This window comes from Niveispirillum sp. (assembly GCF_017996735.1).
Lineage (GTDB): Bacteria > Pseudomonadota > Alphaproteobacteria > Azospirillales > Azospirillaceae > Niveispirillum.
On record NZ_JAGOGJ010000051.1, the window covers coordinates 22246 to 43814 of the forward strand.

15 protein-coding genes and 1 riboswitch are annotated in these 21569 nt (G+C 64.8%); of the genes, 5 read left to right on the top strand and 10 right to left on the bottom strand.

The genetic code is table 11. The features are described 5' to 3' along the window. Nucleotides 1-33 precede the first annotated feature (33 nt). The 3 genes from KBA48_RS16690 to KBA48_RS16700 all read right to left on the bottom strand — a co-directional run bounded on the left by KBA48_RS16690 (nt 34) and on the right by KBA48_RS16700 (nt 3456). Nucleotides 34-1191: an FAD-binding oxidoreductase gene (locus KBA48_RS16690; protein WP_292908372.1), complete on the bottom strand. Its 1158-nt coding sequence runs from the start codon at nt 1189-1191 to the stop codon at nt 34-36. A 316-nt stretch (nt 1192-1507) separates the two neighbouring features. Further along, nucleotides 1508-2560, bottom strand: a complete 1053-nt coding sequence (locus KBA48_RS16695; RefSeq protein ID WP_292908374.1) for a low specificity L-threonine aldolase — start codon at nt 2558-2560, stop codon at nt 1508-1510. 53 nt (nt 2561-2613) lie between these two features. After that, a riboswitch (SAM-I-IV-variant riboswitch) is annotated at nt 2614-2720 on the bottom strand. A gap of 100 nt (nt 2721-2820) precedes the next feature. Next, the gene (locus KBA48_RS16700) at nt 2821-3456 is read right to left on the bottom strand and encodes a helix-turn-helix domain-containing protein (protein ID WP_292908376.1); all 636 of its coding nucleotides are present in this window, start codon (nt 3454-3456) and stop codon (nt 2821-2823) included. Between the two features lie 172 nt (nt 3457-3628). Between KBA48_RS16700 and KBA48_RS16705 the strand changes: the two genes are divergently transcribed. The 5 genes from KBA48_RS16705 (at nt 3629) to KBA48_RS16725 (ending at nt 11064) form a co-directional block, all read left to right on the top strand. Next, a complete protein-coding gene (locus KBA48_RS16705; RefSeq protein WP_292908378.1) occupies nt 3629-4648 on the top strand; it encodes a dipeptide epimerase in 1020 nt (339 codons plus the stop codon). A 128-nt stretch (nt 4649-4776) separates the two neighbouring features. Then, on the top strand, nt 4777-7020 hold the full coding sequence (locus tag KBA48_RS16710; RefSeq protein ID WP_292908379.1) for a TonB-dependent receptor: 2244 nt from the start codon (nt 4777-4779) through the stop codon (nt 7018-7020). A gap of 13 nt (nt 7021-7033) precedes the next feature. After that, complete coding sequence (locus tag KBA48_RS16715; RefSeq protein WP_292908380.1) at nt 7034-8185, top strand: dipeptidase; 1152 nt, start codon at nt 7034-7036, stop codon at nt 8183-8185. Nucleotides 8186-8224: 39 nt separating this feature from the next. Beyond that, nucleotides 8225-9775, top strand: coding sequence for a serine hydrolase (locus tag KBA48_RS16720; protein ID WP_292908381.1), 1551 nt, complete (start codon nt 8225-8227; stop codon nt 9773-9775). Then, nucleotides 9772-11064 (top strand): MFS transporter, encoded by a 1293-nt coding sequence (locus KBA48_RS16725; RefSeq protein WP_292908382.1) that lies wholly within the window; start codon nt 9772-9774, stop codon nt 11062-11064. Before KBA48_RS16720 ends, KBA48_RS16725 begins: the two co-directional genes overlap by 4 nt. A 23-nt stretch (nt 11065-11087) precedes the next feature. Here the strand turns inward: KBA48_RS16725 and KBA48_RS16730 are convergent, their stop codons facing one another. The 7 genes from KBA48_RS16730 to KBA48_RS16760 form a co-directional block, all read right to left on the bottom strand. Then, complete coding sequence (locus KBA48_RS16730) at nt 11088-12227, bottom strand: acyl-CoA dehydrogenase family protein (RefSeq protein WP_292908383.1); 1140 nt, start codon at nt 12225-12227, stop codon at nt 11088-11090. A 34-nt stretch (nt 12228-12261) separates the two neighbouring features. After that, nucleotides 12262-15504: a carboxyl transferase domain-containing protein gene (locus KBA48_RS16735; RefSeq protein ID WP_292908385.1), complete on the bottom strand. Its 3243-nt coding sequence runs from the start codon at nt 15502-15504 to the stop codon at nt 12262-12264. Next, nucleotides 15504-16688, bottom strand: a complete 1185-nt coding sequence (locus KBA48_RS16740) for an acetyl-CoA C-acyltransferase (RefSeq protein WP_292908387.1) — start codon at nt 16686-16688, stop codon at nt 15504-15506. The genes KBA48_RS16735 and KBA48_RS16740 overlap by 1 nt, the downstream gene beginning before the upstream one ends. A 44-nt stretch (nt 16689-16732) precedes the next feature. Next, complete coding sequence (locus KBA48_RS16745; RefSeq protein WP_292908389.1) at nt 16733-18928, bottom strand: TonB-dependent receptor; 2196 nt, start codon at nt 18926-18928, stop codon at nt 16733-16735. Nucleotides 18929-19100: 172 nt separating this feature from the next. Further along, a complete protein-coding gene (locus KBA48_RS16750) occupies nt 19101-19871 on the bottom strand; it encodes a hypothetical protein (protein ID WP_292908390.1) in 771 nt (256 codons plus the stop codon). Then, entirely contained in the window at nt 19872-21341 is a 1470-nt protein-coding gene (locus KBA48_RS16755; RefSeq protein ID WP_292908391.1) for a hypothetical protein, read from the bottom strand. It lies immediately after the preceding gene. Between the two features lie 14 nt (nt 21342-21355). After that, nucleotides 21356-21569 (bottom strand): TonB-dependent receptor (locus KBA48_RS16760; RefSeq protein ID WP_292908392.1); only part of this gene is annotated, 214 nt, incomplete at its 5' end.

The window sequence follows — 21569 nt, forward strand, 5'->3', positions numbered from 1 at the left end:
GGCGAATCCCGGCCTGATCAGGCCGGGGTTTCCTTATGCCGCCCTGTGCGTCTGCAACGCACACCGGTCGGGCGACAGGGTGGCGCTGTCCACCCCCTGCGCGGCCAGCGGGGCCGGCACCTGGCCCTTCAGCAACAGCGAGGCACCGGTCCGGGCCAGGGCCGGCCCCATCTGGAAACCGTAGCCGCCCTGTCCAGCGAACCAGAAGAAGTCCGGATGCGTGGCGGGCCGTCCCACCACGGGGCTGCGATCGGCAACAAAGCTGCGCAGGCCGGCCCAACTGCGCGAGATGCGACGCACGGGCAGTTCCGCCGCTGCCTGCACCCGCTCCACACAAACGGCGATGTCCCATTCATCGGCCTGGGCATCGCAAGGCGGCGACGGTGTCTCATCGGCGGGCGACGCCAGCAGCATTCCGGCATCGGGCTTGAAATAGAAGGCGCCCCCGGCATCGACCACCGCCGGCCAGCGCTGCACATCGGTCCCGGCAGGCGGGTCCAGCATGATGGCGGTGCGGCGCAGCGGCATCAGCCCGACCGTGGGGACACCGGCGATGCGCGCCACCTCATCCGCCCAGGCACCGGCGGCATTGACCAGGGTCGCCGCCCGTACCGTCTCATCGCCGAACGTCAGGACCCAACCATCGCCGTCGCGCACGGCCACGCGCAGTTCCGCACCGGTAGACAGCACCACGCCGGCCAACCGCGCCTGACGCAGATAGCCCTGATGCAGGCCATGGACGTCGATATCCATGGCATCCTCCTCCCACAGCGCGGCGGACAGCGATCCATCACGCAGCACCGGCACCATTTCCCGTGCCGCAAGCGGGGACATGCGTGTGGTGCGCGCGCCCACGCGCCGTGCATTCACCTCCAGCTCGTCCAGTTCGCCCAGCGCCCCATCCCCGGCGATATAGAGGCAACCGCGCGGGGTCAGCAGCGGATGGTCGGCGAAACCCGGCGGCGGTGACAGATAGAAGGCGCGGCTGGCCGCCGTCAGGGCACAGACGGTACCGTTGCCGTAAAGAGCACTATAGAGTGCCGCCGAGCGGCCGGTCGTGTGGTAGCCGGGAAAATCCTCCCGCTCGGCCAGAAGCATGCGGTCGCCCTTGACGCCGGCATCAACCAAGGCCGCCGCGATGGAGGCACCGGCAATCCCGGCACCGACGATCACGATTTCAAATGACTGCATGAGGTCACCTCCCATTATGGCCATGGTGGGAAATGATGTCATATAAGTCAAAGATTTTTCGTATCATGACATATATCAAAAATCTTGACCGATGGTATGGGCGCCCTGAAATGCTGTCCTATCTGTATCCCGTCTCCATGGCCACCAACCCGCGACGGGGCAGGGATTTTTGTTGCCCCCTGCCCCGTGGCACTTTTTCATTTTTCCGAAGCGCTAATTCCAATCGCCTTGGCAGAGTGCTTTTCCGCCCTGCCCAGGGTGGACAATAAGGCCTTGGCGGCGGCCAAGCCGAAAGAAGCGCGCCGCCCGCCGGTGTTCACACCAGACAGACCGCCCTGCCTGCCACCGCCCGCAAATCCGCGATCAGCGCCGTCACCCGCGCCGGGTCCGCGTCCCAGGCAAACATGAAGCGGGCGGCACCGCCGATGAAAGTGTAGAAGCGCCAGCCGCGTTGGCGCAGCCCCTCCAGCACCGGCGCGGGTGCCGTCAGAAACACGGCGTTGGCCTGCACCGGATAGGCCAGCGCCACACCATCCAACCCGACGACCGCCGCCGCCAGCCGGGCAGCGCAATCATTGGCGTGGTGCGCATTGTCCAGCCAGGCACCGCTTTCCAGCACACCGACCCAGGGAGCTGCCAGGAAGCGCATCTTGGAGGCCAACTGCCCCGCCTGCTTGCAACGCCAATCGAAATCCAGCGCCAGATCGCGGTTGAAGAACAGGATCGCCTCCCCCACAGCCATGCCGTTCTTGGTGCCGCCGAAACACAGCACATCCACCCCGGCCTTCCAGGTGATATCGGCCGGTGAACAATCCAGGGCCGCACAGGCATTGGCAAAGCGGGCGCCATCCATGTGCAGGCGCAGGCCCAACTCACGGCAGACCTGGGCGATGGCCTTGATCTCTGCGATGGAATAGACCAGCCCCGTCTCCGTGGGCTGGGTGATGGTGACGGCGCGCGGCTTGGGGAAGTGGATATCCGACCGTCCCGTGGCCAGCGCCCGCACAGCATCGGGCGTCAGCTTGCCGTCCGGCGCAGGCGCCACCAGAAGCTTTGACCCGTTGGAGAAAAACTCCGGCGCCCCGCATTCATCCGTCTCCACATGGGCGGAGGAGGAGCAGATGACGCTGTGATAGGACTGGCAGAGTGCGGCCAACGCTAACGAATTGGCCGCTGTGCCGTTGAAGGCGAAAAAGACTTCGCAATCGGTGCCGAACAGGCTGCGAAAGGCATCGGCCGCCCGGTCGGTCCATACATCATCGCCATAGGCGGGAACATGGCCCTGATTGGCCGCTTCCATCGCGGCCCAGGCTTGGGGACAGATGCCGGCATAATTGTCGCTGGCGAATTGCTGGGGAAATTGTTGCATGTCCGACGTCCTTTCCGGCTTGTTCTGCCTTCGAGTGACGTGACGACGCGCGTGGGCTTCCCGTTTTTTGCCGGTCCGGCCACATCCCTCCTTGACGGAGGCACCACCTTGCCCGGGAGCAGGTTGGTGTCGGGCGTCGGCCCGACTCTCGATGCATGGAAAGGTGCTTAGCCGGGCATCTCCGGATTGACAAGTTGCGAAATTCTCCAATCAGGCATGCGGTCAAAATGGAGAATTGGAGTCCTGATCAGGATCACTGTTTACGAAACCAGCCGCTCATCATGCAGGGAGAGAAGCGACTGCATCAATTCCTCATCCGCGCTGGACATCACGCCCAGCACCTCTGCCTCCTCACACCCTTCGGCGACCAGATAGGCGTGACCCATCGTGCTGTCGATATAAATGGACTGACCTGTCTCCAGCACGACCGGATCATAGAATTCCGTGTTGACCACCACGCGCCCCTTCAGGACAAAGATAAACTCTTCACCTGAATGGTGGACAAGCTGGCCGAATTGTTTGGATGTTTTGGCCCTGATTTTGGTCAGGACCGGGATCATGCGCTTCCGGCGCAACTCTGTGCAGAGGTAATAGTAATCATAATTGTCGGTTTCGACCCGGACGGCGCGGTCCAGATCACCGAAGCTGCGTCGCGCCGTCACGGCAGCGGGTGAGGGATCGTTCTCCGGTTCCGCGAACAGTTCCGACATGCGGACGCCTAGCCGCCGGCTCAATTGCTGCAGCTTGTCATAAGTCAGGGTCAACCGGTCATGTTCCACCTTCGACAAGGTGGAGACCGGTATCCCACATTTCTCGCTCATTTCCTTGAGGGTCCAGCCATTACGGGCGCGCAGGCCGCGCAGCAAGGCGCCGAGGGTGGGAAGAGCGGAGGACAAGTGCTGCTACTCCATTGACGAATTTTCTAATCAGGATCATATTGTCCTAATCAGGACAAACATGGCGAGTTCGCCAGGCAATTCTATTGCCAACCGGCCGTCAGGGCAATCCGGCAATCAGGAAACAAGGGCCGCCGCAGCGGCGGCACCCCGAACATGTGGTGATTGAGTAATGGCACGACTGAACATGACGGTCGCGACCGAACGGTTGCGTCTGGCCCAACCCTTCCGCATCTCCGGCTATGTATTCGAACATGCCGACGTCATCGTCGTGACCCTGTCCGACGGCACGTATCAGGGCCGTGGCGAAGGTGGCGGCGTTTTCTTTCTGGGCGACGATGTCGCGCATATGCAGGAACAGCTCGCGGGGGCCCGCGCCGCCATCGAGGCCGGGGTGACGCGCGAGGAGTTGCGCCAGATCCTGCCCCCCGGTGGTGCGCGCAACGCCGTGGATTGCGCCCTTTGGGAACTGGAAGCGGCGCGCAGCGACCGGCCGGTCTGGCTTCTGGCCGGACTGGAAGAACCCAGGCCGGTGCGCACCACCTTCACGCTGGGCGCTGATACGCCGGAAGTCATGGCCAAGGGGGCCAGGGATTATGCCGACGCCAAGGCCATCAAGATCAAGCTGACCGGCGATCTCCCCCTCGACATTGCCCGCGTCCAGGCGATCCATGCCGCACGACCCGACGCCTGGCTGAGCGTCGATGGCAACCAGGGTTTCAAGGCAGAGCAGTTGGATCCGCTGGTCGCCGCCTTAGGTGCCGCTGGCGTGGCGTTGCTGGAGCAGCCGCTGGCCCGCACCCGTGACGCGGACCTGGAGGGCTACCGTTCCCCCATTCCCGTCGCCGGGGATGAAAGCATCGTGTCGCTGTCCGATGTCTCCGGTGCAGTCGGCCGTTTCGATATCATCAACATCAAGCTGGATAAGTGCGGCGGCCTGACCGAAGGCCTGCTGATGGCGGCGCGGGCCAGGGAACTGGGCCTGGGCGTCATGGTCGGCAATATGGTGGGCACCAGTCTGGCCATGGCGCCGGCCTTCGTGCTGGGCCAGCTCTGCGACATCGTCGATCTCGACTCGCCCATCTTCCTGGCCCGCGACCGTACCCCCGGCGCCGTCTATCACGACGGCCATATCCATGTCGGCGCAGAGGTCTGGGGCACGCGTACAGCGGCGATGGCAGCCACTGAATGACCAACTTTCACTGAGAATCGGAAAAATCTTTGACACATAGTAAAATTGGAAAATAATGTTCTAAACAGGATGGCATCGACCCAAACAAGCCAAAAGGCCTGGGTCACGGATCAGAACAGGAGAGCTTCATGGGGACGCTTCGTAATACGCTGCTGCTGGCCACCGGCATGATGGTCGTCACGGTACCGGCCATGGCGCAAAGCCAGCCGGCTTCTTCCTCCTCTTCCGGCATCCTGCTGGAGGAGATCATCGTCACGGCGCAGAAGCGCCGTCAGACGCTGATCGACGTGCCGCAGTCGGTCTCGGTGGTCTCCGGCGCCACGCTGGAGAAACAGCAGGCCAACACCATCCAGGACTATCTGAAGCTGGTGCCCGGCCTGCAGATCGCCCAGGACACGCCCGGCCAGGGCCGTCTGGTGATGCGCGGTGTCAATACCGGCGGCGTGGCGTCGACCGTGTCGGTCTATATGGACGAAACACCGTTCGGCTCCTCCACCGGCCTGGCCAATGGCGCCATTCTGGCCGGCGATTTCGACACGTTCGACATCGCGCGGGTGGAAGTGCTGCGTGGCCCCCAGGGCACGCTTTATGGCGCCAGTTCGCTGGGCGGCGTGCTGAAATACATCACCAACGAACCCGACACCAAGGCGGTGGAGAGCCGGTCACGCGTCGGTGTGGAAACGGCAAAGGGCGGCGACCTGTCCTATTCCGGCAATACGCTGGTCAATGTGCCGGTGAGCGACGATCTGGCCGTAAGAGCGTCGGGCTATTATCGCAAGACAGGCGGCTTCATCGACAGCATCGGCACGGCCGGGTCGGATCGGGAAAGCAACATCAACGACAGCCAGAGCTATGGCGGCCGCGTGTCGGCCCTTTATGCGCCGGCCAACGGCTTCTCCCTGCGTCTCACCGCCCTGTTGCAGGATATCAAATCGGACGCGCCCAGCACGGTGGAGAGCGATCCCGACAGCATCGCCATGCTCTATGGCCGCCCCACCTTCTCGCAATTCGTGCCGGCCTTTCGCGATATCAAATATCGCGTCTATAACGGTACGGCCAAGTATGAGGCGGGCTTCGCCGATATCCTCTCCTCCACCAGTTTCTCCTCGCAGAAGCAGAAAAGCCGCACCGACCTCAGCTACAACCTGTCGGGCCTGATCAACGGCGTCTTCGGCACGCCCAACGAAATCTACCTGGGCCAGGACACCAATGTCGAAAAATTCACCCAGGAACTGCGCCTGACCTCCTCGCAGCCGGGGCCGTTCGAATGGCTGGTCGGCGGTTATTATGTGCATGAGAAGGCGCTGATACGGCAGGGCTATTTCGCCGTGCGGCCCGGCACGCTTGACCCGATCACCAGCCTGCCGCTGCTGGCCGACGTGCAATTGCCGTCCAAGTACGAGGAATTCGCCGGCTTCGCCAATGCCACCGTGCATCTGGATGAGCAGTTCGACGTCGATTTCGGCGCCCGCTACAGTCACAATCGGCAATCGGCCAGCCAGATGACCGATGGTGTTCTGGCGGGAGGCACATCCGTGTATCCCGACATCCGATCGTCGGAAAATGTCTTCACCTTCTCCGCGGCACCGAAATTCAAACTATCGGACAACGCATCGATCTATCTTCGTGTCGCCAAGGGGTATCGTCCGGGTGGACCCAACCCGCTGCCGCCCAGCGCTCCCGCGGACGCGCTGCGCCAATTCGATAGTGACACGCTGATCAGCTACGAGGCCGGGACCAAGGTACAGTCCGAGGACGGCACGGTCAGCGCCGAATTGTCGGTCTTCCACCTGGACTGGCGTGACATTCAGTTGATCGCCGTCGTGGACGAGTACGGCATCAACATCAATGGCGGAAAGGCCAAGAGCGACGGCGCCGAAGGTTCGGTGACCTTCCGGCCCGTGCGCGGCCTGGAGCTGTCGGCCAACGCCGCCTATACCAACGCCAAGCTGCGCGATGACACGACGCCGGTTATCGGCGGGCTGAATGGCGACCGCCTGCCCTTCACCCCGAAACTCAGCGCGGCCCTGAACGGCGATTACAACTGGGACCTGACGGGGGATATCACCGCGTCGGTCGGCGGATCGGTGCGTTTCCTGTCCAAGCAATATGCCAGTTACGACGCCACCTATCGCGCTGCCAACGGCCAACAGCGGCAATTGCCGTCCTATCAGGTCATTGATCTGCGCGCCGGACTCGATTTCGGCAACTTCGCCCTGGACGCCTATGCGAAGAATATCGGCAACAGCAAGGGTCGCACCTCCACCGGCTCGGTCACGGCCAATGGGGGGCCGGTCAATCCGGGTGGGGCCCTGGCCACCGGCATCATCCGTCCGCTGAGCTTTGGGCTTACCATCTCCGCAAGCTATTGACGCGGGGTTGTGGATGTCGGTCCCTACCCACAAGATCGACATCCACGCCGCAGGAGACAGCATGTCCCACGCCATCGACCTCCATCGCCGCTTGCTGACGCTGGACGCCCATCTCGACACGCCGATCCATTTCGCACGGGCCGGCTGGCATTTCGATGAACGCCATGATCTGGCGGATGATGTCGCCCAGCTCGACATGCCGCGCATGCAAGGCAACCTGTCCGGCGGCTTCTTTGTCATCTACACCGCACAGGGACCATTGACGGAAGAGGCCTATGGAGCGGCCCTGGCCTCGGCCCGCCAGCGTTCGCGGGAAATCGACGAAACCCTGGCCCGCTTTTCCGACCGGATCGGGCCAGCCGTGACAGCGGCCGACGCCCACCGCCTGAACGGCGAAGGCAGGATGGTGGCGTTCCGCAGCATCGAGAATTCTTACCCGATCGGGGAGGATCTGGGCCTTCTGGCCGAATTCCACGCCCACGGGGTGCGGATGGCGGGGCCGGTGCATGTGCGCGCCAACCAGTTGGCCGACAGTTCCACCGACACGCCCCGCTGGAACGGCCTCAGCGCGCTGGGCGAGGATTGGGTGACGGAGATGAACCGGCTGGGCATGGTGATCGACGCCAGCCACGCATCCGATGCCGCCTTCGACCGGATGCTGGAACTTTCCAGGTCACCGCTGGTGCTGTCCCATTCCGGCACGCGCGGCTTCTACGACCACCCCCGCAATCTGGATGATGATCGCATCCGGGCGCTGGCCGCCCGGGGTGGGGTCATCGGCTTCACCACCATCTATCTGTCGGCCATGCATATGGCATCGGAACGCGCAGGCCTGTTCCGGACCATGGGGCATATCGGCGACCTGTCGGTGACCGAACAGGTGGATCTGGCCCGGCGCTGGAACGCGCTGGAAGACGCCGCCCCCATGTGGAGGGCGGGTTTTGAGGATTATATGGCGGCCTTGCTGCACACCATCGCCGTGGCCGGTGTTGACCATGTCTGTTTTGGTGCCGACTGGGATGGCGGCGGCGGTGTGGAGGGATTGCGCGACGTGACCGCCCTGCCCCGCGTCACCGAACGGCTCCTGGAAGCTGGCTTCTCCGAAGGCGATCTGGAGAAGATGTGGAGCGGCAATCTGCTGCGTGTCCTGTCCGAAGCCGGATGACGCGCCTTTCTTAAAAGACACGACCATCAGGAGAGACAGATGACAGTCCAGGCCCGGATCGAGCCTGCGGCGCTCGACGCGCTTCTGGCACCCTATGACACCACCAATGCCCCCGGCTTCGCGGTGGGCGTGGCGCTGAAGGGCCGACCTGTCTACCGGCGCGGTGTCGGCATGGCCAGCATCGAGCTGCCAGTCACCCTGTCGCCCACCATCCGCATGCGCATCGGCTCCACCAGCAAGCATTTCTGCGTGCTGGCCGTCATGCTGCTGGCGGAGGAAGGCAGACTGTCCATTGATGACCGCGTGCGCCGCCACCTGCCGGAACTGCCGGCCTGGGCCGACACTATGACGGTGCGGCAGTTGATGGCCCATACCAGCGGCATGCGCGACAGCCTGGACCTTCTGCTGCATACGGCCGGTCCCGGCATGACCACCCCCGCCAATTTCCAGTTCAAGATGCTAGCGGCGCTGGACAGCGTCAATTTCGCGCCCGGCGCAAGCTGGAGCTACAATAATGGCGGCTATATCCTGTTGGCGGAGATCGTGACACGGCTGGGCGGGCGGGATTTCGCCAGCTTCCTGCGCGAGCGGATCTTCGAACCCGTGGGCATGCATGACACGATGGTGCGGGCACTGGACACCGATCTGGTGCCCAACAGCGCCACGTTGCATGTGCCCAGCCCCAGCGGCGGTTACATGCGCGGCGTCTTCGGCTCCCCCATTGGGGGAGAGGGCGGCATCGTCTCCACCGTCAACGACATGCTGCTCTGGCTGAAGCATATGAGCGCGCCACTGGTGGGCAGTGCGGCGACATGGGCCGCGATGCGCACCCCGCACGCCACCCATGGCTATGGCCTGGGCCTCAGCATGACCCCGCATCGCGGGTTGGACACGGTACATCACGCGGGCGCGGTCGTCGGGGGTTCCAGCCAGATGATCAAGGTGCTGGGGCACGAGCTTGATATCATCGTCATGTCCAACGGCCGCAACAGCCTGGAACTGTACAAGCTGATCGACGACATCATCGACCGCTGCCTGCCCGGCCTGCCGCCCGTGCCGGAGGATGTGGCGGCCGAACCTGTGGCCGGCGACTATTATAACCGCGACACCGGCCGCAAGCTGACCCTGGTGGCGAACGAGGGCAAGCAGGCAATCCGCCTGGGCGGCATGACCCTGCCGGCCAGACGCGATGCGGAGGGCTGGCTCAGCCTGCCCATCGTGCCCACCGACATGCGCCTGCGCCCCGTCGATGACGGCGGGTCGCTGGAACTGACGGAATTCGGGCAGCAGGAGGTGCTTCGGCGCGTCACCCCGGGGCAAGGACAGGATGCCGCCGCCATCCTGGGCGATTATGTCAGTGCCGCCGCCGGGATCAGCGCCAGCATCCGCGATGGTGATGAAGCTCCGCACCTGACCCTGCGCAACGCCATCGGGTCCTTCCTCTATAAGCTGGCCCCGGTGGCACCGGATTTGTGGGAGGCGCGCGGGGCCGGGCCGCTACCGCTGGCCGCCACGCTTGAAATCGACGGCACCGGTTTCCTTCTCACCACCGGCCGCACCCTGCGTCTGCGTTTCGAGCGTCTTAAATGAGCCATACCGGTTTCCCGTCACCGGCCCGCGCCGGCTATGCCCTGCTGGCCCTGTCGATCCTCAGCTTTTTCCTGACCATGGACATCACGCTGACGGCGCTGCTGATCGAGCCGATGAAGCGCGACATGTCCCTGACCGATCTGGAGGTCGGGCTGCTGCAGGGTACCGCCTTTGGTCTGGCGCTGGGCATCGCGTCCATCCCCTGCGGCCGGCTGATCGACCGGACGGTGCGCATGCGGCTGCTGTTCTGGGGTCTGGTGTCCTGGATCATCGCCATGGTCATCACCGGCCTGGCGCCGAACTTCCTGTCGCTGGTGGTGGGGCGCGTCATCCTGGGCGCCAACGCTGCCCTGCTGGTCCCTGCCGCCTTCTCGCTGGCCGCCGACCTTTATCCGCCGGAACGGCGATCGGTGGCCACCAGTCTGCTGGTGGTGGGACAGGCGGCGGGACAGGGCATCGGCATCCTGGCCGGCGGTCTGGCCTTTGACGTCCTGAGCGGCTGGCACACCGCCGATCCCGGCCTGCTGTTCGGGCTGCCGCCCTGGCGCCTGCTCTATCTGGCCGCCGCCATCCTGGGTGGGGCCATCCTGCTGCTGCTGGCCCCGGTGCGTGAACCGGCACGCCAGGAACAGCATGATCAGAGCGGCAAGACCTCGGTCGCGTTTCGTGAGCTGTGGCAATATCGCGGCTTCCTGCTGCCCCTGATCATCGCCCTGCTGCTGAGCCAGGTGACGATCCAGGCGGCATCGGTCTGGGCCACACCCATGCTGATCCGCAACTATCACCTGACACCGGGACAGTTCGCCGGCTGGCTGAGCGCGGTGCTGCTGATCGGCGGTATCGCCGGGGCGGGCGGCAGCGGCTGGCTGGGCAAGCTGGGCCAACGTCATGGCGGGCGGGCCGGCGTGCTGGTTCCGGCCGTGGTGGCGGCACTGGCCATCGCCCCCTTGTCGCTGTTCGGCATGGCGCCCGGTGTGCCGTTATTCGCGGTGATGCTGACGGCCCATATCTTTGCCGGCGCGGTGGTCGCCACCCTCGGCGTCATCGCCATCACGCTCAACATCCCCAACGAGGTGCGGGGCCTGGCGCTGGGCACCAACACCTTGCTGACCGCCATCTTCGCCAGCGCCACGGCACCGCCGCTGATCGCCCTGGTCAGTTCCACGCTGGGCGGTGAGAGCCGGCTGGGTATCGCCATCGCCGCCCTGTGCGTGCCCTGTGCCATCGGCGGCGCCCTGTTCTTCTATCAGGCGATCCGCTTCTTCCGACGCACAGGTGCCGCGGCATGAAGGGGGGGCGCCACGCCCTCCCTTCACAGGTGTTTCACGATATCCCGCGCGATCACTTCCTTCATGATCTCCGACGTGCCGCCATAGATGCGTTCGATGCGGGCATCGACATAGGCGCGGGTGATGGGATATTCCATCATATAGCCGTAGCCGCCATGCAACTGGACGCATTCATCGACGACGCGGCCCAGCATTTCCGAATGCCAGAGCTTGCCGGCCGCCGCATCCACCGCGCTCAGCCGTTTTGACAGGCACGCCATCACCAACTGATCGCAGAAGGCCCGCCCGGCCATGATCTGCGCCTGCATTTCCGCCAGCTTGAAGCGTGTGTTCTGGAAGTCGATGATACGTTTGCCGAAGGCCCGGCGATCCGCAGTATAGGCGATGGTCGTGGCCAGGGCGGCCTCTGCCCGGCCCTGGCAGAGCAGGGTGGCGACCAGCCGTTCCTGTGGCAGGCCTTCCATCATATAGATGAAGCCCTTGCCCGCCTCCCCCAGCAGATTGTCCCCCGGCACGATGACGTCATCGAAGAACAGTTCGGCCGTGTCCTGCGCATGCTGACCCATCTTGCGCAGATTGCGCCCGCGCGAGAAGCCGGGCGTGCCGCTTTCCACGATGATCAGGGAGATGCCGTGCGCGCCCTTGCCCGGATCGGTGATGCAGGCGACGATGATGATATCGGCATTGTGCCCGTTGGTGATGAAGGTCTTCTGACCATTGATCCGCCAGCCATCACCATAGGGAACCGCCATGGTGCGGATACCGGCCAGATCGGAACCGGCACCCGGCTCCGTCATGGCGATGGCGCCGATCTTCTCCCCGCGCGCCATCGCCGGCAGAAGGCGCTGTTTCAGGGCATCGCCGCCGAACTCCGCGATATAGGGGGCGACGATCAGGGAATGCAGCGGAAAGCCGGGACCAGTCGCACCGATCCGCGCCAGTTCCTCGCACACCACCAGATCAAAGCGGATATCGGTGCCGGTTCCGCCATATTCCTCCGGCAACCAGGCGCAGAGCAGGCCCAGCCCCCCTGCCTCCCGCCAGATCTCAGGCGGAACCCGGTGTTCGTCTGCCCAGGCCTCCTGGTTGGGCGCCACCCGTTCCTCGCAGAAGCGCCGTACCGTGGTGCGGAAGCTTTCATGATCCTCATTAAAAATCGCCATTCTTTCCATGGTCTGTCCTTGTGCGTTTCGGCTTCTATGGCCGTGTTCCAAAACAGGGGCGGCCCAGCCTTTCGGGCAGCAGGCGATAGGCGTCCCGCACCCAGTCGCAGAGCAGGGGCCGTGTCTGCCTGGGGTCGATGATGTCCTGCACGCCAAACCTTTCGGCCGTGCGCAAGGGCGAGGCGATGGCTTCCAGCCGGCGTTCGATGGCAGCAATGGCGGCCGCGCGGTCGGGGGCACGGTCCAGTTCGGCACGAAACGCCGCCTCAATGCCGCCCTGCTGCGGGATCGATCCCCACCGCGCCGATGGCCAGGCCCAGCTTCGCCCGGCCCGGTGGCGGTTGACGATGCCGGCACCGCCTACGCCGAACACCCGGCGCAGGATGATCTCGGCCTGCGGGACAGTCGCCTGATAGATGGAAGCGATGGCCCGCGCGCCGAAGCGGATGGTGCCGGCCCGTTCTGCCGCCAACCCGATCGACATACCCGCCTGATCGGTCAGGCTGACGATAGGCAGGTGGAACGTCTCGCACAGATCGACCAGTCGCGTGATGGCCATGGCACCCTGCGCCGTCATGGTCGCGCCCTTCTCCGGATCGGTGGCCAGCACGCCCACGGGGCAACCATCCAGCCGCGCCAGCGCCGTGACAGTCGCCCCACCATATCCGGCAAACCGGAACAGCGATCCGTCGTCGAAGATCGCCCGCAAGATGGGCTCTATCCTGTAGGGCCGGCGGTCATTGCGCGGGATCGCGGCGGCCAGCGACGCGTCGCGCCGATCACAAGGGTCCTGCGGTGTCAGGCAGGGCGGCGGTTCAAACACACTGGACGGCAGGTAGGACAGGAAGCGCCGGATACTGTCGAAGGCGGCCTGTTCGTCCGGCACGATCCGTTCGACCAGACCATTATCGGCATGCACCGTCGCACCGCCCAGCTCCTCTTTTGTCAGATCCTCCCGTGTGGCGGATCGGACGATGGGCGGCCCGGCCGTGAAGACCTGCCCCAGCCCTTCGATCATGACGGAAAAATGCGACATGGCCAGCCGCGCCGCCCCCAACCCCACCGTCGGCCCCAAGCAGGCTGCGACCACGGGGATCAGTGACAGGTTCTCCACCACCGCGTCCCAGCCGGGATTGACGGGCAGGTAATGGAACCCCTGTTCCAGCGCCATGGTGACACTGCCGCCACCGCTGGCCCCGTCCAGCAGCCGCACCAGCGGCAGGCGCATTTCACCGGCATAATGTTCGATAAAGACCTGCTTCTCATGAATGGCGGCGTCGCCGGACCCAGCACGCAGGGTGAAATCATCGACCCCGAGCACCAGCTTCCGCCCATCGGCGCGCCCAGTCCCGGCGATAAAATTGGCGGGGTGGATGGTGCGCAGGTGTCCTTCCCCGTCATAGCTGGTGAGGGCGGTCAGCGCCCCGATCTCCGAAAAGCTGCCGGGATCAGCGAACCGCTCAATCCGCTCACGGGCCGTCAGCTTGCCGGCATTCCGCTGGCGCGCGACCTTATCGGGTCCGCCCATGTCACGGGCGATGGCGTGACGGCGGCCGATCTCCGCGATCTCCGCCTGCCAATCCTCCCCGTCCGGGGGCAGGCCCGGCCCGGCATCACCGTCCCCCGCATCGGGGCACAGCAGGATCAGAACAGCGCCCTCTGCCACCTGTCCGTGCGGCACCGCCTTCACGGCGGCGATGGTCCCGGCGCAGGGGGCGGACAGCGGATGTTCCATCTTCATGGCCTCCACCACCAGCAACCCCTGCCCCTTGTGCACGCGGTCGCCGGCAGCCACCGAGAGCTGGATGATGGTCCCGGTCATGGGCGCGCGCAGGGCAACCGTACCTGTGTCATCCAGGTCCGGCTCTGCTTCCGCACGGTCGGGAACGGCGGCAGAACCGGCCATGGACAACAAATCGTCCAGGTGCGCGGCGATGAAGCCCGTATCGAACCGCCCGGACAGAAAGGTGTCGTGGCTCAGGATGGCGGTGATGAACGGAATGTTCGTCTCCACCCCCTCCACCTTGAACTCCCGCAAGGCCTGGGCCGTGGCTTTCGCCGCGCCCGTGAAAGAGCGATCACGCACGATCAGCTTGGCCAGCAGCGGGTCATAGCGCGTGCTGGTCACATAATCCCGGCAACCCATCCCGTCGACACGGACATGGGGTCCTGACGGCGGTTCATAGGCCAGCAGCCGTCCCGCGCGGGGCACAGCGCTGCCGTCGGGCAACATCACCTCCAGATTGACCCGCGCCTGGATGGCAGTTCCCCGTACCGGCGGCGGCTCGGTCAGGTCCAGATCGGCCAGCGACGCACCGAAGGCGATGGCCATCTGGGTCTGCACCAGATCGACACCGGTGATCTCCTCGGTGATCGTATGCTCCACCTGCAGGCGGGGATTGGCCTCGATGAACCAGAAATCCTGGCCGGCCACCAGGAATTCCACGGTGCCGACGCCCTTATAGGCGACGTGCCGGCCCAGCGTCAGGGCCGCATCAATCAGCCGCTGACGCAAGCTTGTGTCCAGCAGCGGGGCCGGCGCGATCTCCACCAGTTTCTGGTGTCGCCGCTGGATGGAACAGTCGCGTTCCCACAGGTGGCTGACAAGACCGCTGCCGTCGCCAACCAGTTGCACCTCGATATGGCGCGCGGCCGGCAGCAGCTTTTCGACATAGAGATCGCCGTTCCCAAAGGCCTTCAGGGCTTCCGATGCACAGCGTTCATAGGCGGCCTCCAGATCCTCAAGGTCGCGGACCACACGCATGCCCCGGCCGCCACCGCCCGCAACCGCTTTCAGCATCACCGCGCCATGGGTCGCCGCGAAGCTGCGCGCTTCCTCCAGCGTGGTGGCACCGCTGGTGCCGGCGGCCACCGGCACGCCCAGCCGTTGCGCCAGCGCCCGCGCCGCGATCTTGTCGCCGAACAGGTCCAGCGTTTCCGCCGACGGCCCAATGAAGATCAATCCCCGCGCCGCACAGGCCCGCGCGAACGCGGCATTCTCGCTCAAAAAGCCATAGCCGGGATGAACCGCCGTGCATCCCGTGACCAAAGCAATATCGATGATCCCGGACTGATCCAGATAGGCGGCGGGACCGCTGCCCCGCAGGGGTCGGCTGTCATAGGCATAATGGCGATGCAGGGCGTCGGCCTCATCCTCCGCATGGATACACAGGCTGGCGTGGCTTTGCGCCCTGGCGGCGCGCACGATCCGGATGGCAATCTCGCCCCGGTTGGCCACCAGGATCCGTTGCGGTGAACCCGTCTCCGGCGCGCGCATCAGGACAGCACCTCGAACAGGCCGGCGGCCCCCATGCCGCCCCCCACGCACATGGTCACGACCACATACCGCACCCCCCGGCGCCGCCCTTCGATCAGGGCATGACCGACCATGCGGGCACCGGACATGCCATAGGGATGGCCGATGGAAATGCCGCCGCCATTCACATTCAGGATGTCCGGCGGGATGCCCAGCCTGGCGGCGCAATAGATCACCTGTACCGCAAACGCTTCGTTCAGTTCCCACAGGCCGATGTCGCCCATCGCCAGACCGTGCCGGGCCAGCAGCTTGGGCACCGCGAAGACCGGGCCGATCCCCATTTCGTCCGGTGCGGTGCCCGCCACCGCCATGCCGATATAGCGGCCCAGCGGTTGCAGGCCGCGACGTTCCGTCAGACGATGATCCATGATCACGCAGGCCGAAGCACCATCGGAAAGCTGGCTGGCATTGCCCGCCGTGACCGTTCCGTCAGGCCCCATGGCCGGTTTCAGGGCGGCCAGACCCTGCAGCGTCGTTTCCGGACGATTGCCTTCGTCCCTGGTCACGGTCAGTTCCCGGAAACTGGTCTCTCCGGTCGCCTTGTCCACCACGGCCATGTGCGCCGTCACCGGCACGATCTCCGCTGCGAACGCCCCGGCCGCCTGCGCGCGGGCGGTCCGCTGCTGGGAGAGCAGGGCATAGTCGTCCATGCGCTCCCGGCTCACCCCATACCGTCTGGCAACGATCTCCGCTGTTTCCAGCATCGGCATGTAAGCGTCGGGAACCATGGCCAGCAGGCCGGGATCGGGGTCCCCGCGCATGGCTTGGGTCTGGACCAGGGAGATGGATTCCACCCCCGCCGCCACACAGACATCCATCCCGTCGACGATCACCTGTTTGGCCGCGGTGGCCACCGCCATCAGGCCGGAAGCGCATTGGCGGTCGATCGACTGACCCGCCACCGATACCGGCAGGCCCGCACGCAAGGACGCGTTACGGCCAATGGCGACCTGCGACCCCTGCTGCAGGGCCGCCCCCACCACCACATCCTCGATTTCCGCCGGATCGATCCCCGCCCGACCGACAGCGGCCCGGATCGCATGGGCAGCCAGGGTTGGCGACGGCGTGGCGTTGAAACATCCCTTGAAGGCACGGCCGATGGGCGTGCGGGCCGTGGAGACAATCACGGCTTCGCGCTTATTCATGTTTTCTCCATTGAAGCGGGGTGGAATACCGCGCCTTTTCCACGTCAGAAGGCGACCTTGAACTCCACGCCGTAGGTGGCGGGCGCGCCCAGCGTGATCAGCTTCTGTCCGTTCAGGGTGTTGTCGTAGAGATCGAACAGGCGGGTCATATAGGTCTTGTCGAAGACGTTCCGGCCATAGAGGGCCACCCGCCAGCGATCATCATCGGATGCCAGCGCGACACGCAGATTGACCAGGCCATAGGCGCCGACCCGCCCGTCGGGATCATTGTTCGTGGTCAGGTAGGTCCGGCCCCGCATCTGATATTCGCCCTGGAAGGTCAGCAGACCGACCGGTGTGGGCACGGCATATTCCCCCTCGATCAGGCCGGTATAGGTGGGCGCGAAGGGGATATGGTTCAGCGGCTTGCCATTGGGCAAGGTTCCCTTGTCATAGGCGGCGTCCTGGACCGACAGGTTGCCGGTCAGACGCAACCGGGAGGTGACGCGCGCCGACGCCTCCACCTCCACCCCCCGGCTATGCGCCTTGCCGGCATTCAGGATGATGGGGTTATAGAAGGTGGTGGCCGGGTTCTGCGCCGTGATCTGGATACTGTCCCACTCCATGGCGAAGGCCGCGAGGTTGAGCGACAGCCGGCGGTCGAACAATTCGGTCTTCAGCCCCGCCTCATAGTTCCACAAACTCTCCGGCCCGAAGGAGATACCGTTGGCATCGCCCAGCGCGTCGTTGAAGCCGCCGCTCTTGAAGCCCTTGGCCGCACTCAGATAGGTCATCAGCGTCGGGCTGATACGGAAGCGGATATTGGCGTTGGGGGTGAAGCGGCTCCAGTCGTCATCGGCCTTGATGGCGGTGGACCCACCCAGGATCTGATAGGGATCGACCTGCCGGTAATCGATACGCTTCTCGTCCTGCGTGTAGCGGCCGCCCAGGGTCACATCGACCAGATCATCGCCCGTCCAGGTGGCGCTGGCAAAGGCGGCCTTGCTGATGGTTGTCATCCGCCCCGTCGAGCCGATGACCAGACCATCCATCGCCGGCACGCCAAACAGGCCGGCCGTTGCCGATCCCAGCTCGATGAAGCTCTGATTGTCGGCCTTCTGACGGAAGTAATAGAGGCCGGTCAGCCAGGACAACGACCCCGCCGTGCCACCGATCCGGAACTCGTTCGACAGGCGTTTCACCTGCTCCGGATCGCCATCATAACTGAAGGAGAGCTGGCAGCGGCAGGTATCCGTATTGCTGTAATAATTATGCTGGCGGTAGGAGAAGATGTTGACGATGTCGATATCGTGCAGCGAGGTCCGGAAATTCGCGGCATAGCCATCGGCATTCAGCGTTTCCCGGCTGACCCGGTTGGCATTTACCTTGCGGTCGAACGGATCGGTATTGAGCGCGAAACCAGAGGTCCGCAGCATCTGGGTCGCGATGGCATCCGGATTGTATTTCAACGTCTCAAACACCAGGGTTTCCTGGTCGGCCTCCGCATGGTCGGCGGTCAGCAGCAATTCGGTGTCGGGCGCCGGGGTGAACAGAAGCTGTGCCCGACCGGACCAGGTGCGGTGGTCATTCACATCCCGGTCCAGGAACAGATTATCCTCGTAACCGTCGCGGTGATCGCGGATGACCGCGACCTTGGCACTGACCAGCCCATCGACCAGGGGGCCGGACAGGGACGCACCCAGGCGGCGGCGCTGGTAATTGCCGATATCGGCAGTGACCGACCCCTTCACCTCATCTCCCGGCCGCTCCGTCCGGATGGCAATGACGCCGCCGATGGTGTTGCGGCCATAGAGCGTACCCTGCGGCCCGCGCATCACCTCCACCTGGGCAATGTCATACAGGTCCAGGTTGGCGCCCGGCCCCTGCCCCACATAGACCTCATCGACATAATAGCCGACAGCAGGGTCCGCCCCCGCCGAACCGGCCGAACCGACCACGCCGCGCAGGGAGGTCGGCGACAGCTTCAGGTCGCCGAAATTGCCGTAATTGAGGCCCGGCGTGACCTTGGCCACATCGGCCAGCGTATCGATGCCCCGGCGTTCCAGCGCATCCCGGTCCAGCGCGGTTATGGAAATCGGCGTGTCCTGCAGACGCTCCGTCGTCTTGCGCGCGGTCACCACAATCTCTTCCAGCACCAGAGTGCCCGCGGCGGAGGGATCTTCCGCCGTTTGCGCCCACGCCCCGCTGCCGCCCAGTGCCAGCACTGAGACCGCACCCCAAAGCCACCCCCGGTACAACATGGCCCCCTCCCTTTTATTGAAAATGAGATCATACTCATATTTTAGGGACTGGAAAGCGAAATCGTCCGGCCGGTTTTCAGGGAACCCGTTTTTCGATTGTGGCAAGGCAGGGAGGCCGCCGCCGCAGACCGGCCGGGTACCCGGCACCGGCCTTGCACCGACGGCGGGGGGATCAGGGTTCGATCCTGATATCCACACGCCGGCGGGAGGTTTCGGTCAACCCGTCGAAGGCGGGATCGGCCAGGGGGGCCGGGTTCGGCTTCCAGTCCAGATGAACGCGATCCGCCGGTACACCCAGGCTGACCAGCCACAGCCGCGCCATCTCCGCCCGGCTTTTGGCAAGGCTGGCGGGTTCCGACAGGCTTTGCCCGGATACGCGCAGCGGTTCCGTCTCCGCATAGCCGGTCACCAGCACCCTGCCCCCCGCCGCCCGCGCATAGGCGGCGGCGTTCACCAGCATCCAGTCGCTTTGCTGATAGACCACGAAATCGCGGCCGTAATCGAAGGGAATGAGGAACAGCCGGGCCGTATAGGACGGCGGCGGGGCCGGGTCGGGCGCATGGATCGGGCGGATATTGCGGGGCGGCAGCACGAAACGCCGGCCCGGAAATCCTTCGGCCGGGATCATGGCGCGGGTGCAGGCCTGATCCGGCAGCACCGACACCCGGACAGGTTCCAGCACCGTGGCGCCACAGGCATTATCCTGCTTTTCCGCGATGCGCCCTTCTACCAGTACGGCCATCGACCAGTCGGGCTTGGTGGCCGACTGGGTGATGTCGAAGCGCCGCCCCGTCTCCCGCTCCTCCGCCAGCCAGCAGCCGGATTTACGGCCCGCATCCGTGTCGCGATAGATCGGGCAACTGATAAAACGCACGGCGTCAGCCGCCTGTGCGACACTGTTGAAGGACAGGAGCGCCAGCAGCGCCGTCATCATCCGCCGCATTTACAGCGCCCCCATCAGATTGACCAGATCGCGCTTTTCCTGCTCCGTGTAGCCGATATTGTAGCGCCGGTCGTAATAGTCGATCACGGCGCGCAGGTCGCGGGCGGACCCGCTGGCGAAATAAGGCGCCCTGCCCGTCAGGCCGCGCAGGGTCTGCAGCGTGATCTTGCCCACATCCTCGCACCGGCCCGTGGTCAGGGCGTAGCCCGGATCATGGGTATGGATCACGCGGCCGTAATGGGGATGCGGCGGCCCCTTGCAGGTGATGCGGAACAAAGGCAGGTGCGGCTGCGGGTCGGCAAAGGGCATGGTGGTGGTGCCCAGATCGACCTGACCGGGGGCCACATCCATACCCATCTGGCTCATATTATGGCAGAAGACGCAGGAATTGCGGACGGGATTGCCGAACCCGACCGGTGAGTTGATGCCCGCGCTGTCGGTGATCAGGAACATCCTTTCCCGGAACACCCGCGCGCCACGCGCCACGGATTCCCGATACGCGCGCTGTTCGGGGGTGATGACGGCATCGGCGGGTATCTTCTCCCACGCCGCGAATTCGCTGAACACCGCCGTTCCCTGGCTGCCCAGGCGGCCGGGTTCAGACCGTGCCAGGGTTTCGGGGCCGCCGCGTGCGCCCATGGCGTCCAGATCGCCGCCCACCCGGTCATGCTGCCGGGCCACGAAGAGACGATCCTCGAAATCGCGGATACGGTTGATGTCGTCGGCCGTCAGCGCGTCGAAACCCATGTGGGAATGGGCCGCGTCGCGCATCTGCGCTTCCAGGGAAAGAACACGGCGGTCGGCCATCAGATTGCCGCTGACCATCTTCCCCGTTTCGGGATCGATGGGCAGCGGCTTGCCCACCTTGGGATCGACCGCGAAGCCCATGGCCAGGATATACTTAAAATTCGCCACCGGACGGGGCCGGCGGAAGACGGAAACCTGCGGGTCGGGCGCGGCCAGACCCCAGACCTTCGATGCGTTGCACCCAGTCGGGTCGCGCACGACCTCCAGCGTGAAATCGGGTTCGATCTTCTGTCCGTCATGATCGACCGGGGGCCAGGGCCGGGCGATACGGAACAGCCCGTAATCCAGCAGCAGGGAATGCGACGCGCGCTCCCCCTGTGCCAGATCGGGGCAGTTGGCCCCGTCGATGGCCGCGAATAACGGGTCCTTGCCCCCCGTCTCCTGCCATCTTATCCGGGCGGTTTCGGCCGACAGGCTCATCCCGTCCGAGGGCTGGTGGCAGGTGACGCAGGCGCGGCCATATTTGCCCTTCGCCTCAAAGAAGGGATGGCCCTTCGTTTCCATCGGCCCGCCATCCAGAAGGATGCGCGTGACACCGTCCGCGTCGGCGTCATCATACCGGGCCGGGAACGGCGTGCCGTCACCCGGCGACCACCATGTAGCCCCCGCCGGCAGCGTGAATGCCGCCGCCAAGGCCAGGGCGGAAACGAAGGACCGCTTCATTCCTTTCCTCCGCCTCAGAACCGGTAGGTCAGGCGGCCGCCATACTGGCGGCGGGCACCATAGATGATGCCGCCATCGGCCGATGAGGAGTTCTGAAGCTGGCTGGCGATATAGGTCTCGTCAAACAGGTTGGTGACGAACAGTTCCAGGCGGACGCTGTCGGTGGGATCGATGGACAGGCGGGCATCGATCACGTCGCGCGCCGGCAGGGTGGTGACGGCGCTGGGG

Coding starts and splice junctions, on each gene's coding strand:
- KBA48_RS16690 (WP_292908372.1), bottom strand. CDS start 1,191: ATGCAGTCATTTGAAATCGTGATCGTCGGTGCCGGGATTGCCGGTGCC.
- KBA48_RS16695 (WP_292908374.1), bottom strand. CDS start 2,560: ATGCAACAATTTCCCCAGCAATTCGCCAGCGACAATTATGCCGGCATC.
- KBA48_RS16705 (WP_292908378.1), top strand. CDS start 3,629: ATGGCACGACTGAACATGACGGTCGCGACCGAACGGTTGCGTCTGGCC.
- KBA48_RS16710 (WP_292908379.1), top strand. CDS start 4,777: ATGGGGACGCTTCGTAATACGCTGCTGCTGGCCACCGGCATGATGGTC.
- KBA48_RS16715 (WP_292908380.1), top strand. CDS start 7,034: ATGTCGGTCCCTACCCACAAGATCGACATCCACGCCGCAGGAGACAGC.
- KBA48_RS16720 (WP_292908381.1), top strand. CDS start 8,225: ATGACAGTCCAGGCCCGGATCGAGCCTGCGGCGCTCGACGCGCTTCTG.
- KBA48_RS16725 (WP_292908382.1), top strand. CDS start 9,772: ATGAGCCATACCGGTTTCCCGTCACCGGCCCGCGCCGGCTATGCCCTG.
- KBA48_RS16730 (WP_292908383.1), bottom strand. CDS start 12,227: ATGGCGATTTTTAATGAGGATCATGAAAGCTTCCGCACCACGGTACGG.
- KBA48_RS16735 (WP_292908385.1), bottom strand. CDS start 15,504: ATGCGCGCGCCGGAGACGGGTTCACCGCAACGGATCCTGGTGGCCAAC.
- KBA48_RS16740 (WP_292908387.1), bottom strand. CDS start 16,688: ATGAATAAGCGCGAAGCCGTGATTGTCTCCACGGCCCGCACGCCCATC.
- KBA48_RS16745 (WP_292908389.1), bottom strand. CDS start 18,928: ATGTTGTACCGGGGGTGGCTTTGGGGTGCGGTCTCAGTGCTGGCACTG.
- KBA48_RS16750 (WP_292908390.1), bottom strand. CDS start 19,871: ATGCGGCGGATGATGACGGCGCTGCTGGCGCTCCTGTCCTTCAACAGT.
- KBA48_RS16755 (WP_292908391.1), bottom strand. CDS start 21,341: ATGAAGCGGTCCTTCGTTTCCGCCCTGGCCTTGGCGGCGGCATTCACG.